The following is a 15,797-nucleotide window of genomic DNA, read 5'->3' as shown; positions in this document are numbered from 1 at the left end:
GTGTCAATCTTCGTGAAAAAATCGCGCTGCGCGGCCAGTTAGGAAGGGATCGAGTCGATAGCTGTTGCCTGAACGAGATTGAGCCAGGCGATAAGCCTCAATGAATAGGGGCGGCCTAAGCAACCGCTACACCATCCGACATTGATCATCGATACGTTCAAGCCGGAAGGCAACGTTGAGCGCTTGGCCACTCTCATTCCCGCTCGTAAAGCACCGGCCTGATGAGCTTCAGTTCGACGCCAAGCCTGATGGCATGTTTGGCATTGGTAACGCCTAATTTTTTGACCACGTTGCCGATATGATATTTTACGGTGGTGAGCTTGATCCCCAAAATCAGCGCGATTTCCTGATAGGACTTTCCCATGCTTGCCCAGTAAATCACCTCATTCTCGCGCTTGGAGAACAGCTCTTTTTGGTTGATTTGGTCATCATCGCTGGTGTTATTCAGTTCGTGATAAAGTGCGGTTAATTTATCATGCACGGTGATCAACAGCATTTGCAGTTTATGTTGATTCTCTTTGATAATCTCTTCTATATTTTCGTCACAGGAGTCATCCATAAAAAGAGACAGCACCACCAGATTATTATTATGATCGTGCAACACAAACGTATAGCCATTGATGATGTTATAATTCTTGGCCATCTCAAAAATATTGGGGTGTTTTAACCCAGAGCCGTTCTTAATATTTTCATCCCAGACGAAGGGAGTCACTCGCCGGGATGTCGTAATCAATACCGGATCGATAAACTGGTAGTTATTTGCGGTGTAAAACTCAAACCATTCTGTTTTGTTAGAAATGATGGCGAAATCGGCAGGGTTTATTTTGCTCATGATCGCATAAGCGTACTTTATGCTGTTATACTCTTGTAAGTTTTCCTCCAAATAACTCTTTATGACTGAGTTAATAAATTCATTATTAAAGAATAAACTCGACACGCAAAGTCTCCTTATTGAAATTCCCGTTACAAATTTCAGAGGACAGCATAGAGGTAATATTTTATCATAAAAAAAAACAGAAAATTCATAGTGAGTAAAAAAATTCCGTGATGATTTTAATGCTTGATATATTTAATGAAAGAACTGTGTTTTTTAACCACGTTCACCCCAAGATATCAAAGCCTGATTTTTTCACTGCGCTAATAACGGGTTTACGACAGTCTGCGTGATAAATTTTTTAGTTGCTGAAGTGTTTTTCATTGGGTGTTTTTTTGCCAAAAATGTTAACATTCGGCAAAAAACACCACGTCATATCTGATAATAGCTCACTTTCTGATTGTTAATAACAGGTTAAAGCTAAAAAACTAATGATAGGGGCTGAGATTGATACGTTTTTTATATATTTCAGGCACGCAAAAGCGCTCCCACTCGTTGATTGGCGAGCGAGAGAACAATTGACAGACAACCTGTTATTTATAATAATGACAACAAAATTTCCCTGGTGTTGGCCGAATTGGCTCCTGATCCTTTAAACGGGATCAGTTTTTTTATTTAAATCTTTTGCTCTTATGCCGTAACGATAAAGTCTTTTAGGAGCAAATGATAGTTATACTAAAGTACAGTCAGACACTGTACTTTTTCGGTGAAGGGCTTGGGCAAGACGATGGCTAACAGGGCTGACAGCCCCTGATGTCAGGCACTGTCCCGTAATAATGGTAAGCACAACTCCCTCCTATTCTTCCCGGCACCAAACCGTCTGGCACCGGGCAATTAAGTTTAAAGCCATTCTTCAAAAACGCGCACTGACCCCCAAATTGTACATAAATTGCTCACCACTGCTCAAGCCGCTGGTTTGCGAAACCGTCGCAAAGGCCGCCACCCGATCGCTCAATGGCATATTCGCCCCCAAGGTGATATCCATCCAGTTTTTATCCTGGCTGGCGCTGTCGCGGGTGAATGAGGTCTGGGTCGATTTCAATCCACCGCCTGCCCGGTAAACGCCATCACCGAACTGATGCTGATAGCTCACCTCCGCGTAGGGATTAACTACCCCAAGTTGGCTATCCAATCGCCATCCTACAGCGCCAATCTGCGAATGATAGGTCTGATCGTTGAAACGCATGGCCGTACTGTCGTCGCCATTCTCGCTATAACCGGAGACGTTGCTGTAATCCCAGGCAAACTGGGCCATCGGCCCAGTGGTGAGGTACGAAGCGATTGGGAAGTCATACCCCGCAGTAACGCGTGCGCCCCACTGCTTACCATCGGTATCGCCGGTTTCTGTGCGGGTTAGCGAACCCAGCTGCATACTGCGATTAATATCGTCGTAATTCACGCTGGCATAGTGCAAATCGGCATTGACCCATCCCTGCTCAAACAGCGTTACTGAGCTGAAGGCCGACAGCAGCACGCCACGCGCCTTATAATCGTAACGGCTGGAAGGTTGCTGATTGTCGTTGGAACCTGAGATCAACGCACCTATCAGCCACTTATCCGTCAGTTGATAATCTACGCCCAGCGTTAGGTTATGCGTGGTGGCGTCGCCATCCCCGGAAACCGTATTGGCAGAATAATCGTAACGTTGCCCGGCATAGCCGCCGAACACGCCAAATGACCCCTGCGGATTGCTGCTGGTGCGTAACTGCTGAAAACGGCTGTCCAGGGTAGCACGGCTATCACGCGCGAAGGCGGCGGTTGCCTGGTTGAGTGCCACTGCCTGCGCCGGGCCATCCAATACCGCCTGAATATAATCGGCGATCAGTTGGTGAGCCTGTGGGCTAGGGTGGAAATGATCGGCAAACAGATAAGCCTGCTCGCTGTTAAAGCCTGGCATGGACGAACTGCATACCGCCGAAGAAACTCCCGCTGGGCAGGCCATACCGGCGGTGTTGGTAAAACCAAACTGGCCCGGATTGGCGATCGCCTCGCTGAACAGTTTGTTGACATCTACGCGCACGATATTACCGCCGCCCTGAGCCAACAGGCGATCTTCGCTCTGGTTATAAAAATCGGTAAGCTGGGCCGCCTGGGCGCTGAAACTGTCAAAAGCCGCGCTCAGTTGGGCAGCGATGGCCTGTTGCACCAGAGGATTGCTGCTGGCCTGCTGTGCCGCGGCACCTAAAGCCTGATGGATCGCCTGCTGGCGCGAAGCGTTATCCGGCGTGGCGAGAGTATTAAGCTTGCCGTACGCCGCCAGTATGGCCGCGCCCTGCACTGGCCCCAGCGCCTGCTGGATAATCAGTTCCATCAACTGCGGGGTTGAGCCGATATTGGGTACCGTTGGCACTATCACCGTCCCGGCACCGGCGTTCAATAAAGCGTGCACCTGAGTCGCCGCAGCCAAGGCGCTGGTATAGGCCACCTCCGGTGCGGTTGCCACATTCATCGCCGCGGCGGCCAGATCGTTACCGCCAATCCAGTGAATATACAGACCGTCGCCGTCGGCCCTGCCGTTAACCCGCGCAAGGTAGCTTTGTAGCTGATCCTCGGTATTGTCCGCCGGGTTTAGCGCCGGTACGGCCACGCCACCACCGGCAGCATAGTTGTAGCCACCGCTATCGGACGCCACCAGCGCGGCACCGATGCGCTGCCCCAGTATTTCGTCATACAGCCGATGTTGGTTACTGTCATAAGTGAAGCGGCCGTTATTGCCGGTATCACTCAGGCTGTCACCAAACACGTACAGTTGATCGTAAGCCTGTGCCGTAGCACTGAGGCAAAAAGCTAACGCCACGGCAAGCACCGTTGGGGTGTGCTTACCCTGTCTTTTCAGAGGCATAAATAGACTCCTAGTCATAAATAGAGGAAATCCTGTTCTTATCGTTGGCAGTTATCGCCATAGCCGTGTAGTAAATATTGCGGGGATTCACATAACGTCAAGTTAACTGACGATAAATCGTGCGAAGGGTTGCCAAGCAGGCAACTTACGGCGATGATTACCTGTAAATAAATACAGCAAAAGGAATCCTCGTATGGCCATCGAACGTTGCGGTTGGGTTACCGCCGATCCGCTATATCTTGAGTATCATGACCAGGAATGGGGCGTACCCACCACCGACGCACGCGAGCTGTTCGAAATGCTGTGCCTGGAAGGCCAGCAGGCCGGTCTTTCCTGGATCACCGTGCTGAAAAAACGTGAAAACTACCGCCGTGCCTTCCACAATTTCGATCCGCAGCACATTGCAGCCATGACCGAGCAAGACGTGGCAACGCTGATGCAAGACAGCGGCATCATCCGCCATCGCGGCAAGATTGAGGCGATTATCAACAATGCCAAGGCTTATCTGGCGATGGAAGCCGCCGGAGAGGATTTTGTCACCTTTATCTGGCAATTCGTCACCGGCAAGCCGATGATCAATCACTGGCAGGCACTTGGCGAAGTCCCCGCCAAAACCGAACAGTCCGATGCCCTATCCAAGGCGTTGAAAAAGCGCGGCTTTAAATTTATCGGCTCAACCACCTGCTATGCCTTTATGCAGGCCAGCGGCCTGGTGAACGATCATGTTACCGGGTGCTTTTGCCACCCAAAGCAGCGCCAGGCATGATCCGCACCGCCGTCCCGGCAGATATCGAGCCGCTTATGACGCTGTGGCAGGCAAGTACCACCCAAGCCCATCCGTTTATCGCGGCCGATTATTGGCAGCAAACCGCCCAGTTGGTGCGTGAAAGCTATCTGCCGCGCGCCAAAACCTGGGTTTATCTGCACCACCAGCAGATCGCCGGTTTTATCAGCGTGCTGGATGAACGCTTTGTGGGTGCGCTGTTTGTCGATGAAAGCTTCCACGGCCAAGGCGTCGGAGCAGCGCTGATGGAGCATGTGCAGCAACAGCACGGCTGGCTGAGCCTGGAGGTATACGAGCAGAATCTGCGGGCCTGCGCCTTTTACCGCAAGCATGGGTTCAGTGAAGTACAACGCCAGTTCAACCAGGAGACCCAGGCCCATACGCTGATCATGAACTGGGCCGCAACCGAACTGCGCTACCCCTGAAGAAGCGGCGGGCGGGCTTTGTCATCCCTGCCCGCTTCTGGTACTTTGGCAGCCAACCTTGTCAACGAGATCCAGCATGTTTACCCATATCGCCTTATCCAAGCTCAACGGTCTTGAATTGATGGTGTACAACTACGTCATCAAAAATAAGGACAAGGTTATGTATATGACCATTCGCGAGCTGGCGGACGGTGCCAAGGTCTCCACCACCACGGTATTACGCTTTTGTAAGAAAATGAATTTCAGCGGCTATTCGGAATTCCGCATTCGTTTTAAACTCTTTCTGGAACAGGAAGACAAGCTGCTGCTAACCTCCGGCGTCAGTGAAATTGTCAGCTTCTTCAAGAGTATTAACAATGAAGAGTTTGAACAGTTAATTACGGATGCGGCAGCGCACATTGCCAACGCGGAAAGGATCATCTTTGTTGGAGCAGGAACATCCGGCACCTTAGGTAAGTACGGCGCCCGTTTTTTCTCTAACGTTGGTAAATTCAGTAATTATATCGATGATCCTTATTATCCCATCAGCAGCGATATGTATAAAAACGCGGTAGCCATTATTTTATCGGTTTCTGGAGAAACGCCGGAAATTCTTAAACTGGCCAGCCAATTTAGCCTGCATAACTGTAAGATCGTCAGCATTACCAATAGCGAAACCTCTTCACTGGCGCGCATGGCGGACTTTAACCTCTCTTACCACATGCCGCAAATCCGCATTGCCAGCGAATACGATATCACCACCCAGGTGCCGGTGATGTATATGTTGGAGGCGATAGGGAAAAAGCTGGCTAAAAGCCTCGGCCATTAATGTTATTAGTTAAAGCACGTTAAATAACACCCTGTTTTTTGTATGTGACAAATCACTATTTTGCCATTTTGTTATATCGTGACATTCTCTTGCCGTTTGCTACTATCCATTTAGAAATCACCTTCGACCTACAATAAAGCCCGATATTTCTGCACCCCACAGATGGAGTTACGTTGATGGCAATTAATTATGCTGACTCGGCAAAAGAGATCGTGCGCCTGATTGGTGGCGATAATAATGTGATTAATGTCACACATTGCGCCACCCGTTTACGATTTATTTTAAAAGACGGTAGCCAGGCCGATAAAGACACGCTGAAACGCGTCAAAGGCGTTATTACCGTTATCGAATCCAGTGGCCAATTGCAGGTGGTGATCGGCAACCACGTCGGCGATGCCTATCGGGAAGTGCTGAAGCTGGTCAATATGGATGAGAACGTGGCGGTCAGCGCGCCGAACGTCGGCATCGTCAGCCGCCTGATGGACATTATCTCCAGCATCTTCGCCCCCTTCCTGTATCCGCTGGCAGCCTGCGGGGTGTTGCAGGGGCTCATCTCGCTGTTTGCTGCCTTGGGCTGGATGGATCCGGCAAGCGGCACCTATCGTATCCTGAACTTCGTTTCCTGGACCGGCTTCACCTTCCTGCCGGTGATGGTGGCCTTCACCGCCGCGAAAAAATTCAACGTCAACCCGTTCACCGCAGTGATCGCGGCCTGTGCGCTGGTCTCTCCAGACTATATGAACATGCTCACCGCCAATAAAATCCTGTTGGTGAACTCTGCCGATCCGGCCATGCAGGCTTTGATGCAGGAAGCCGTCAATAACCCACAGATTGCCAGGGTGCTGGCCGAGGTGGCCGGTATCCCGATTAACGCCGATCCCCTCACCTTCCTGGGCATGCCGGTGCAGTATCTCAGCTACACCGCCTCGGTGATCCCGATCATATTGATGGTCTGGATCATGTCTTATGTGCAGCGTTTCTTTGAACGCATCCTGCCGCTGGTGATCCGCAACCTGTTCACGCCGATGTTCTGTATCGCGATCATGGTGCCGCTGACGCTGCTGGCCTTTGGCCCGATCGGCAACATGATTGGCGGTGCCATCGGTGGAGTCTATAACACGCTGTATCACCTCAGCCCTTCCATTGCCGGAGCGGTGGTAGGCGCACTGTGGATGCCGTTGGTCACGCTGGGCGTACACTGGGGGATCACGCCGGTCACCGTGGGGAACTATGCCACACTGGGTTATGACACCTTTACCGGCCTGCAAGCCTCGCCGGTGTTTGCCATGGCGGGTGCCGTGCTGGGCGTCTATTTGAAATCCAAAGACCCGGAGATGAAGCGCGTTTCGCTGTCTGCGGGCATGACCGCCCTGTTTGGCATCACGGAGCCCGCCATCTACGGCGTGGCGTTGCGTCTGAAACGCCCAATGATTTGCGGCTGTGTCGCCGGTGCGGTCGGCGGTTCCATTGCCGGAGCCTTCAACGCGGTGTCATGGAGCTATTGCCTGCCGGGGATTGCCGTGCTGCCGGTGTTCTTTAAAGAAGGCCATATGCCGCAGTTCCTTGGCTTCCTGTTGTCCATCTGCGTGGCATTTGTGCTTGGTGCGGTACTAACCTATATCGTCGGCTTCAAAGAAGAACAGCCTGTACCAACGGCACCGCTCAACAAGCCTGAAATGGCCTAAATTCATCTACCAAGAGAAGCAAAGTTATGAAAAAACAGTTACCGGATAATTTCCTGTGGGGTGGCGCGGTAGCGGCACATCAGGTTGAAGGCGGCTGGGATCAGGGCGGTAAGGGCCCAAGCATCGTCGATGTGCTGTCCAGCGGTGCCCACGGCGTCGATCGCGTGATCACCGACGGCATTGAGCCAGGCTACCTCTACGCCAACCACGAGGCGGTGGACTTCTATCACCGTTATCAAGGCGATATCGCGCTGTTTGCCGAAATGGGCTTCAAGTGCTTCCGCACCTCGATTGCCTGGTCGCGCATCTTCCCGCTGGGGGATGAGCTGGAACCGAACGAAGAAGGATTACAGTTCTACGACAACCTGTTTGACGAGTTGCTGAAATACGGCATTGAGCCGGTGATCACCCTTTCCCACTTTGAGATGCCATGGCATCTGGTGAAAGCATATGGCGGCTGGAAAAACCGCAAGGTAGTCGATTTCTTTGTGCGCTTTAGCGAAGTGGTCATCTCCCGTTACCAGCACAAAGTGAAGTACTGGATGACCTTCAACGAGATCAACAACCAGCGCAACTGGAAGACCCCGCTGTTCGGCTACTGCTGTTCAGGGGTGATTTTCACCCAGGAACCGAATCCGGAAGAGTGCATGTACCAGGTGCTGCACCATCAGTTTGTCGCCAGCGCGCAGGTGGTCAAACTGGGGCATGCCATCAACCCGGCCCTGCAGATTGGCTGCATGATCGCCATGGTGCCGCTGTATCCGTTCTCCTGCAATCCGGACGACGTGATGTACGCCCAAGAGGCGATGCGTGAACGCTTCCTGTTTGGCGATGTGCATATGCGCGGCTATTACCCGTCCTACATCCTGCATGAATGGGAGCGCAAGGGTTACCACATCCAGATGCAACCGGAGGATGAGCAGATCCTGCGTGAAGGCTGTGCAGACTATATCGGCCTGAGCTACTACATGAGTAACGCGGTGCAGGCAGACTCCATCGGGACGGGCACGGCCCTGGCCGGTTTTGAAGGCAGCGTGCCGAACCCTTATGTGAAAGCGTCCGACTGGGGCTGGCAAATCGATCCGGTTGGGCTGCGCTATACGCTCAACATTCTCTATGAACGCTATCAGAAGCCGCTGTTTATCGTCGAGAACGGCTTCGGTGCACTGGATAAGCCCGAGGCCGATGGCCAGATCCACGACGATTACCGCATCGCCTATCTCCGCTCGCATATCGAGCAGATGAAAAAAGCGGTGATCGACGACGGCGTTGAGCTAATGGGCTTTACCCCCTGGGGCTGTATCGACTGCGTATCCTTCACCACCGGGCAATACAGTAAGCGCTACGGTTTTATCTACGTGGATAAGCACGACGACGGTAGCGGCAGCTTTGACCGCTCGAAAAAACAGAGCTTCGACTGGTATCGCCGCGTGATCGCCAGCAATGGTGAAACGTTAGCCTAACCGCATCTCATCGGGGCGAAACCCTTCGCCCCTTTGTCCTAAAGATCAACCCTTCCTGCATTAATTCAGTTTGTTCTGGTTCCCAAGCGGCGATTTGGCGGCTACCTTCCTGCCTGGCTTACAGGTTTATAATTTGTCACGATTTTTATCGGAACTGCGGGCCAAAAGGTACGTCATAGTTGCGCGGCCCGTTTGGGGCTGGCGGCTGAATACCGACGATTTAGCGCCTCCAGTTTGGAGTCGCGCAGCAGATATCCCTGCTTTTAAAGGAACTAACAATGAAAAAACGTATTGCGATAATTTCGGGTATGGTAGCCGTTACCATGACGCTATCGGCTTGTACCACCAACCCTTACACCGGGGAATCAGAAGCCGGCAAAGCCGGTATTGGCGCTGGCGTTGGCGCAGCCCTAGGTGCCGGTATCGGCATGATCTCTTCATCGAAAAAAGACCGGGGTAAAGGCGCGCTGATCGGCGCCGCAGCCGGGGCCGCATTGGGCGGTGGGGCCGGATACTACATGGACGTGCAGGAAGCCAAACTGCGCGACAAAATGAAAGGCACCGGCGTTAGCGTTACCCGTCAGGGCGATAATATCGTGCTGAATATGCCAAACAACGTGACCTTCGATACCGACAGCAGCACGCTGAAACCGGCGGGCGCCAACACCCTGACCGGCGTGGCGATGGTGCTCAAAGAGTATGAAAAAACCGCCGTCAACGTGGTGGGTTACACCGACAGCACCGGGGCCCGTGCGCATAATATGACGCTGTCCCAGCAACGTGCAGACGGTGTGGCCAGCGCGCTAATCACCCAAGGGGTCGCTGCCAACCGCATCCGCTCAACCGGTGCTGGCCCGGATAATCCGATCGCCTCCAATAGCACCACCGCAGGCAAGGCGCAGAACCGCCGCGTCGAGATCACTCTCAGCCCGCTGTAAGCCCACAGTGCGGGGCCTTTGCCCCGCCAGTTCGCATTTCCTGCCCTCACCTCTCCCGCCGGTTCCTCTGCCTGTGTTACTCTCGCCCGGCATCCCAATACCTTCTGTAGAGTGAAATATGTCCCTGAAAGCGATTGCCAAAGCATTGGATCTCTCCGTTACCACCGTGAGTCGCGCCCTGAATGGCTACGGCGACGTCGCCCAAGATACGCGCCAACGGGTAGAGGCTGAGGCAGAGCGTTTGGGGTATCGCCCCAACACCCTGGCACGCCGTTTGAAAATGGGCAAAATCGACGCCGTTGGTCTGGTTTTCCCCTTCAATAACTACACGTTAAGTAACTCTACCTTGATGGAGATGATCGGTTGTATCAGCAATGAGTTGGTACGCCACGAGATCGATCTGCTATTGGTGGCAGATGATGCGCCCCATCATGCCTTTACTCGCCTGATTGCCAGCAAACGTGTTGATGCGTTGATTGTTGCCCATACGCTAGACAACGATCCGCGTCTGCATGAATTACAGCGACTAAACTTCCCGTTTCTGGCGCTCGGCCGCAGCCAACTGGTGAAAGATTACGCCTGGTTTGATTTTGATAATCGCGCTGGCAGCCTGATGGCTGTGGACTATCTGGTGGCGCTCGGCCACCGGAAAATTGCCTATCTGGGCGAAAATAACCAGCAGTCATTTATCAGCCAGCGCCGCCAAGGTTATCTGGATGGATTGGCCAACCATCAACTGCAACAACGTGACGATTATCTGTGCAGTATCACGCCAAGCCGTCGCGCGGGTTATCTGACCACCCAAGCGTTATTGGCGTTAGCCGATCCACCGACGGCAATCATTACCGACTGCAACGGTCACGGCGAGGGGGCAGCAATGGCGCTTCGTGATGCCGATAAACTCGGCCCCGGTGGAGTTTCTCTGGTGGTGTATGACGGATTACCAGCGGAAAGCCTGCTCGATCTTCCTGTAGCCTCCATCGTCCAAGCCACCCGCGCGGAAGTCGGCCAACAAATCGCACAAATGACTCTTGGCCTGATCCGTGGTGAACCACTGCAACAATTACAGGTACTATGGCAACCGGTGCTAAAACCCAACCCTGACGAGCTCCCCCTTACCTTCTGATCGTTTAAAACAACGACGTTTTTTGCCCAACCAGATCACAGATCCGAAACGTTTAGGTTTTAATCCGAAACGTTTCGGATCAATGATGAGGCCACTGAGTTGAGCCAAAGATCGTAAAGGAGTCAAAACATGGAACCCACCATTGTGCGGTTAACCAGCCCCATGACCGACGTCATTGTTCGTTGCCAGCCGTTTGCCGAAATTCTCTATTGGGGCCCTCATTTAAGCGGGTTTATGCCGGAAGATGTCCTGACGCTGAGCCGGGCAGTGCCCAACGGCAGGCTGGATGTCGATGCGCCACTGACGCTAGCGGCAGAATCTGGACGCGGTCTGTTTGGCTCGCCGGGAGTGGAAGGCCATCGTGACGGCTACGATTGGTCACCCGTATTCACCACCAGCGAAATCACGCATCAAGACAATCAGTTACTGATCCTGGCAGAAGACCCACAGGCTGGGCTGCAACTACGCAGCGAACTGCAATTGGACAGCGCCAGCGGCGTGCTAAAGATGCGCCATACGTTGATCAATCATCATGCTGCTCGTTACTGGGTTAACCGATTGGCGTTAACACTGCCCTTGCCTGAGCGTGCTGGTGAAGTGATGGCGTTTCATGGCCGCTGGATCCGCGAGTTCCAACCGCACCGCGTCACCCTGGAGCATGGTGGATACCTGCAGGAAAACCGCCGAGGGCGCAGCTCTCATGAATACTTCCCCGGCATGATGGTAGGTAGCCGTGGCTTCAGCGAGCAACAAGGGGAAGTCTGGGGCATTCATCTCGGTTGGAGCGGCAACCATCGCCTGCGCGCCGATGTGAAAACCGATGGCCGCCGCCTGTTGCAGGCAGAGGCCCTGTATCTGCCAGGCGAGCAGGAGCTGGAAGGCGGAGCCAGCCTAAGCACGCCCTGGCTGTATGCCGCCAGCTCTCGCACGGGGCTGAATGCGCTCAGCCAGCAGTTTCACCGTTATGTCCGCCAGAATATCCTGCACTTCCCTGAACACAAGCCACGTCCCGTGCATCTCAATACCTGGGAGGGCATCTATTTCGACCACCAGCCCGAGTACATCATGCAGATGGCCACCAAGTCGGCCGGACTTGGCGTAGAACGCTTTATCATTGATGACGGTTGGTTCCGTGGCCGCGACCACGATCGCGCGGCACTTGGCGACTGGTACCTGGACGAGAAGAAATACCCGAACGGGCTGGCTCCGGTGATCGAGCATGTTAAACAACTAGGCATGGAATTCGGTATCTGGGTGGAGCCAGAGATGATCAATCCAGATTCCGATCTGTTCCGGGCTCACCCCGACTGGGTATTAGGTTTACCGGGTTATCAGCAACCTACCGGGCGTTTTCAGTACGTGCTCGATCTGTGCAACCCACAGGTCTTCGAATACCTGCTGGAGCGCATGAACTGGCTACTGAGCAATCATGATATCGACTACATCAAGTGGGACATGAACCGCGAGATCGTGCAACCCGCTCACCTTGGCCGCGCCTCGCTGACAGCCCAGACCGAGCAATTCTATCGCCTGTTGGATAGTTTGAGGGAACGCTTCCCGCAGGTGGAATTCGAATCCTGCGCCTCCGGTGGGGGCCGTATCGATTATGAGGTCCTGCAACGCTGCCACCGCTTCTGGGCCTCCGACAACAACGACGCGCTGGAACGCCAAACTATTCAGCGCGGCATGAGCTATTTCTTCCCCCCGGAAGTGATGGGCTCACACATCGGCAACCGACGTTGTCACGCCACCGAACGTCAGCACAGCATCGGTTTTCGCGGCCTGACGGCGCTGTTCGGTCACATGGGTATCGAACTCGACCCGGTCAAAGAAGGTGACGCCGAACAGCTTGGCTTCGTCCGCTATGTGGCGTTGCACAAATCTCTCCGGCCGCTGCTACATAGCGGCGATGTTATCCGTATCGATCATCACGACCCAAGCACCCAGATTAATGGCGTGGTTGCCCCAGGACAGGAGCGAGCAGTCATTCTGGTCAGCCAGTTGGCGATGCCGGATCACCAGTTGCCGGGTAATTTGCGCATTCCAGGGTTGAGGCCGGATGCACGTTATCGGATCACCCTGCTGGATACCCCGCCGCTGATTCACCAACAGCAGGGTGGCCATACCATGCGCCAGTTACCCGCCTGGATGAAACAGCCCTGCGACGTTAGCGGGGAATGGCTGGCACAGGTCGGCCTGGCGTTACCGGTACTGGATCCGGAAAGCGCCATGCTGATCGGCCTGGAACAGCTCTGAGTTATCCCATAGATTTGCAGGTGCAGCGCTCACCACGGCGGGCCGCTGCACACCCAAAGCTCGTCGTGGAAGGACAATCACCATGAACGCCACCGTCTGTACCTATAAAAATAACCGTAACTTCTGGATATTTGGCGCTTTCTTTTTCCTCTACTTTTTCATTATGGCCACCTGCTTTCCGTTTCTGCCGATCTGGCTGTCTGAAGTCATCGGGTTGAATAAAACCGAAACTGGCCTGGTATTTTCCTGTCTGTCTCTGTTTGCCATTCTCTTCCAACCCATTTTCGGCATTATTTCCGATAAGCTCGGGCTGAAAAAACATCTGCTTTGGGTGATTACCCTGTTGCTGTTTTTCTTTGCCCCCTTCTTCCTCTACGTCTTTGCACCGTTATTGAAAATCAACGTCTTGCTCGGAGCCATGGTGGGCGGGGCCTATATCGGATTTGCTTTTTCAGGGGGCGCGGGAGCCGTTGAGGCTTATATCGAGCGAGTCAGCCGCAAGAGTGCCTTCGAATACGGCAAGGCAAGGATGTTTGGCTGTTTCGGCTGGGGGATCTGTGCGTCTACCGCCGGGGTGTTATTCAACATCAATCCGGATATCGTCTTTTGGATGGGTTCTGGAGCCGCAGTGCTACTGATGCTACTCCTGATCCTGGCCAACCCGCGCGAAAATCCTAACGCCATGGTCATGGGCAAACTGGGTGCCAACCAGAGCCAGTTCAACCTGAGGATGGTGGTAGCGCTGTTCAGGATGCCGAAGATGTGGATGTTCATCCTGTATGTGGTCGGCGTAGCCTGCGTCTATGACGTGTTCGATCAACAGTTTGCCAACTTCTTCAAAACCTTCTTCAGCTCGCCCCAGCGCGGTACCGAAGTCTTCGGTTATGCGACCACCGCCGGAGAATTGGCCAATGCGCTGATCATGTTCTGCTCGCCGTGGATTATTAACCGCATCGGGGCGAAAAATACGCTGCTGCTGGCCGGTACCATCATGTCCATACGCATTATTGGCTCCGCCTTTGCCACAACGGCACTGGAAGTCATCATGCTGAAAATGCTGCACGCGCTGGAAGTGCCTTTCTTGCTGGTCGGCTCCTTCAAGTACATCACCGCCAACTTTGATACCCGCCTTTCCGCCACGATCTATCTGATTGGTTTCCAGTTTGCCAAACAAGGGGCCGCCATCTTCCTCTCTGCCTTTGCAGGTAGCCTGTATGACCGTATGGGGTTCGCCGACACTTACCTGATCCTTGGCTGCCTTGCCTTGGGTGTCACGCTGATTTCTGTCTTCACCCTCAGCAGCCCCGGCAAGAAAATCCAGACGCAGGCTAAAGCGCAGGAGGCCACCTCCTGACAAGGGTCATTCCCGGCTTTGGGCTTGGTGTGTTAGTCTCCTTGGCATTGAACCGCAGGGGAGATTGGCTGTGAGCAGTGATAAAGCAACGCGTGCCTCAGGGCGCGCCACCATCAGTGATGTGGCAAAACACGCCCAAACCGGCAAAACCAGCGTGTCGCGCTATCTCAATGGTGAACAGCACCTGCTCTCCGACGCCCTCAAGCAACGTATCGACATCGCGATCCAGCAGCTCGACTATCGCCCAAGCCAGATGGCACGCAGCCTGAAAGGCGGACAAACGCGGCTGATCGGCCTGATCATCGCCGATATCACCAATCCCTATTCCGTCGACGTGATGCGCGGTATCGAAGCCGCCTGCCGTCAACATGGCTTTACCCTGCTGGTCTGTAACACCAATAACGAGATCAATCAGGAACAGCACTATCTACAGTTGCTGAGCAGCTACCGGGTGGAAGGGATTGTGGTGAACGCCGTAGGGATGCGTGAAGACGCGCTCTCCATGCTGCAACAGTCGATGCTGCCAATGGTGCTGATCGACCGTAAAATCCCCGATTTCGCCTGCGATGTGGTGGGCCTGAATAACCACGAGGCCACCGCCATCGCAACGGAGCATTTGTTACAGCAGGGGTTTGAGGCGATCCTGTTCCTCAGTGAGCCGATTGGCACCGTGAATACCCGGCTTGAACGTCTGCACGCCTTTCGCCAGACCATGGCCAAACATCCCGATTTATCCGCCGAGCAGGCTGAAACCCCGCTCAACGACGCCGAAAAGCTGGCAACGGTATTACAGACCTTCAACACCCGCCATCGCGGCATGCGCAAAGCGGTGATCTCAGCCAACGGTGCCCTAACGCTGCAAGTTGCGCGCGCTATGCGCCACCTGGGCATGCAGTGGGGCAACGATATTGGCCTGCTGGGGTTTGACGAACTGGATTGGGCCGAACTGGCCGGGGTGGGGATCACCACCCTGAAACAGCCCACCTACCAGATAGGACATGCCGCGTTGGAGTTGCTGGTGCAGCGTATCCAGGGCCTCGATGATCCCGTTAGCGAGCAGCTATTCTCCGGTGAGCTGATCGTTCGTGGCTCCACCCAGCGTTAAGCCACACTCGAATCACCAGTCCTCAAACGACTATTTTTCAGCCAACTCCGTGATTGCGATCATAATTCTGCATGCTGCTGCTTTTCAATGGAACCGGTTCCATTTACCGTGGCAATAACAGTCGCGGTGGTGATAGG

At 53.7% G+C, this 15,797-nt stretch carries 12 protein-coding genes; 10 read left to right on the top strand and 2 right to left on the bottom strand.

Going from position 1 to position 15,797, the window contains the following annotated elements; genetic code table 11:
• Positions 1–193 precede the first annotated feature (193 nt).
• Positions 194–937 carry a LuxR family transcriptional regulator gene (locus KGP26_RS00145; RefSeq protein WP_218520064.1) on the bottom strand — a complete coding sequence of 248 codons (744 nt, stop codon included), beginning with the start codon at positions 935–937 and terminating at the stop codon, positions 194–196.
• 790 nt (positions 938–1,727) lie between these two features.
• On the bottom strand, positions 1,728–3,716 hold the full coding sequence (locus KGP26_RS00140) for an autotransporter outer membrane beta-barrel domain-containing protein (RefSeq protein WP_223664866.1): 1,989 nt from the start codon (positions 3,714–3,716) through the stop codon (positions 1,728–1,730).
• 193 nt (positions 3,717–3,909) lie between these two features.
• On the opposite strand from KGP26_RS00140, the gene KGP26_RS00135 reads away from it, so the two are divergent.
• The 10 genes from KGP26_RS00135 to KGP26_RS00090 all read left to right on the top strand — a co-directional run bounded on the left by KGP26_RS00135 (position 3,910) and on the right by KGP26_RS00090 (position 15,660).
• Positions 3,910–4,482: a DNA-3-methyladenine glycosylase I gene (locus KGP26_RS00135; protein ID WP_218520066.1), complete on the top strand. Its 573-nt coding sequence runs from the start codon at positions 3,910–3,912 to the stop codon at positions 4,480–4,482.
• Positions 4,479–4,925, top strand: coding sequence for an N-acetyltransferase (locus KGP26_RS00130; RefSeq protein ID WP_094982479.1), 447 nt, complete (start codon positions 4,479–4,481; stop codon positions 4,923–4,925). The genes KGP26_RS00135 and KGP26_RS00130 overlap by 4 nt, the downstream gene beginning before the upstream one ends.
• A gap of 76 nt (positions 4,926–5,001) precedes the next feature.
• Positions 5,002–5,733, top strand: a complete 732-nt coding sequence (locus KGP26_RS00125; RefSeq protein ID WP_094982478.1) for a MurR/RpiR family transcriptional regulator — start codon at positions 5,002–5,004, stop codon at positions 5,731–5,733.
• Positions 5,734–5,909: 176 nt separating this feature from the next.
• Complete coding sequence (locus tag KGP26_RS00120; protein ID WP_223664865.1) at positions 5,910–7,418, top strand: PTS transporter subunit EIIC; 1,509 nt, start codon at positions 5,910–5,912, stop codon at positions 7,416–7,418.
• Positions 7,419–7,444: 26 nt separating this feature from the next.
• Positions 7,445–8,881, top strand: coding sequence for a 6-phospho-beta-glucosidase (locus KGP26_RS00115; protein ID WP_059199251.1), 1,437 nt, complete (start codon positions 7,445–7,447; stop codon positions 8,879–8,881).
• A gap of 278 nt (positions 8,882–9,159) precedes the next feature.
• Positions 9,160–9,819, top strand: a complete 660-nt coding sequence (locus KGP26_RS00110) for an OmpA family lipoprotein (RefSeq protein ID WP_115160326.1) — start codon at positions 9,160–9,162, stop codon at positions 9,817–9,819.
• A gap of 118 nt (positions 9,820–9,937) precedes the next feature.
• On the top strand, positions 9,938–10,945 hold the full coding sequence (locus KGP26_RS00105; protein WP_179250964.1) for a LacI family DNA-binding transcriptional regulator: 1,008 nt from the start codon (positions 9,938–9,940) through the stop codon (positions 10,943–10,945).
• A 129-nt stretch (positions 10,946–11,074) separates the two neighbouring features.
• Positions 11,075–13,201, top strand: a complete 2,127-nt coding sequence (locus tag KGP26_RS00100; protein ID WP_223664864.1) for an alpha-galactosidase — start codon at positions 11,075–11,077, stop codon at positions 13,199–13,201.
• An 82-nt stretch (positions 13,202–13,283) separates the two neighbouring features.
• Complete coding sequence (locus KGP26_RS00095; protein WP_223498654.1) at positions 13,284–14,555, top strand: MFS transporter; 1,272 nt, start codon at positions 13,284–13,286, stop codon at positions 14,553–14,555.
• 70 nt (positions 14,556–14,625) lie between these two features.
• On the top strand, positions 14,626–15,660 hold the full coding sequence (locus tag KGP26_RS00090; RefSeq protein ID WP_179248620.1) for a LacI family DNA-binding transcriptional regulator: 1,035 nt from the start codon (positions 14,626–14,628) through the stop codon (positions 15,658–15,660).
• Positions 15,661–15,797: the final 137 nt, after the last annotated feature.

The organism is Serratia sp. JSRIV002 (assembly GCF_019968725.1).
GTDB classification, from domain to species: domain Bacteria; phylum Pseudomonadota; class Gammaproteobacteria; order Enterobacterales; family Enterobacteriaceae; genus Chania; species Chania fonticola_B.
The sequence above is the reverse complement of the archived record's forward strand: the minus strand, read 5'-3'. Positions and strand labels throughout refer to the sequence as shown.

Excerpts from the sequence above, each read along its gene's own strand:
- KGP26_RS00130 (WP_094982479.1), top strand. The coding sequence starts at position 4,479 with ATGATCCGCACCGCCGTCCCGGCAGATATCGAGCCGCTTATGACGCTG.
- KGP26_RS00105 (WP_179250964.1), top strand. The coding sequence starts at position 9,938 with ATGTCCCTGAAAGCGATTGCCAAAGCATTGGATCTCTCCGTTACCACC.
- KGP26_RS00120 (WP_223664865.1), top strand. The coding sequence starts at position 5,910 with ATGGCAATTAATTATGCTGACTCGGCAAAAGAGATCGTGCGCCTGATT.
- KGP26_RS00100 (WP_223664864.1), top strand. The coding sequence starts at position 11,075 with ATGGAACCCACCATTGTGCGGTTAACCAGCCCCATGACCGACGTCATT.
- KGP26_RS00115 (WP_059199251.1), top strand. The coding sequence starts at position 7,445 with ATGAAAAAACAGTTACCGGATAATTTCCTGTGGGGTGGCGCGGTAGCG.
- KGP26_RS00095 (WP_223498654.1), top strand. The coding sequence starts at position 13,284 with ATGAACGCCACCGTCTGTACCTATAAAAATAACCGTAACTTCTGGATA.
- KGP26_RS00125 (WP_094982478.1), top strand. The coding sequence starts at position 5,002 with ATGTTTACCCATATCGCCTTATCCAAGCTCAACGGTCTTGAATTGATG.
- KGP26_RS00135 (WP_218520066.1), top strand. The coding sequence starts at position 3,910 with ATGGCCATCGAACGTTGCGGTTGGGTTACCGCCGATCCGCTATATCTT.
- KGP26_RS00110 (WP_115160326.1), top strand. The coding sequence starts at position 9,160 with ATGAAAAAACGTATTGCGATAATTTCGGGTATGGTAGCCGTTACCATG.
- KGP26_RS00140 (WP_223664866.1), bottom strand. The coding sequence starts at position 3,716 with ATGCCTCTGAAAAGACAGGGTAAGCACACCCCAACGGTGCTTGCCGTG.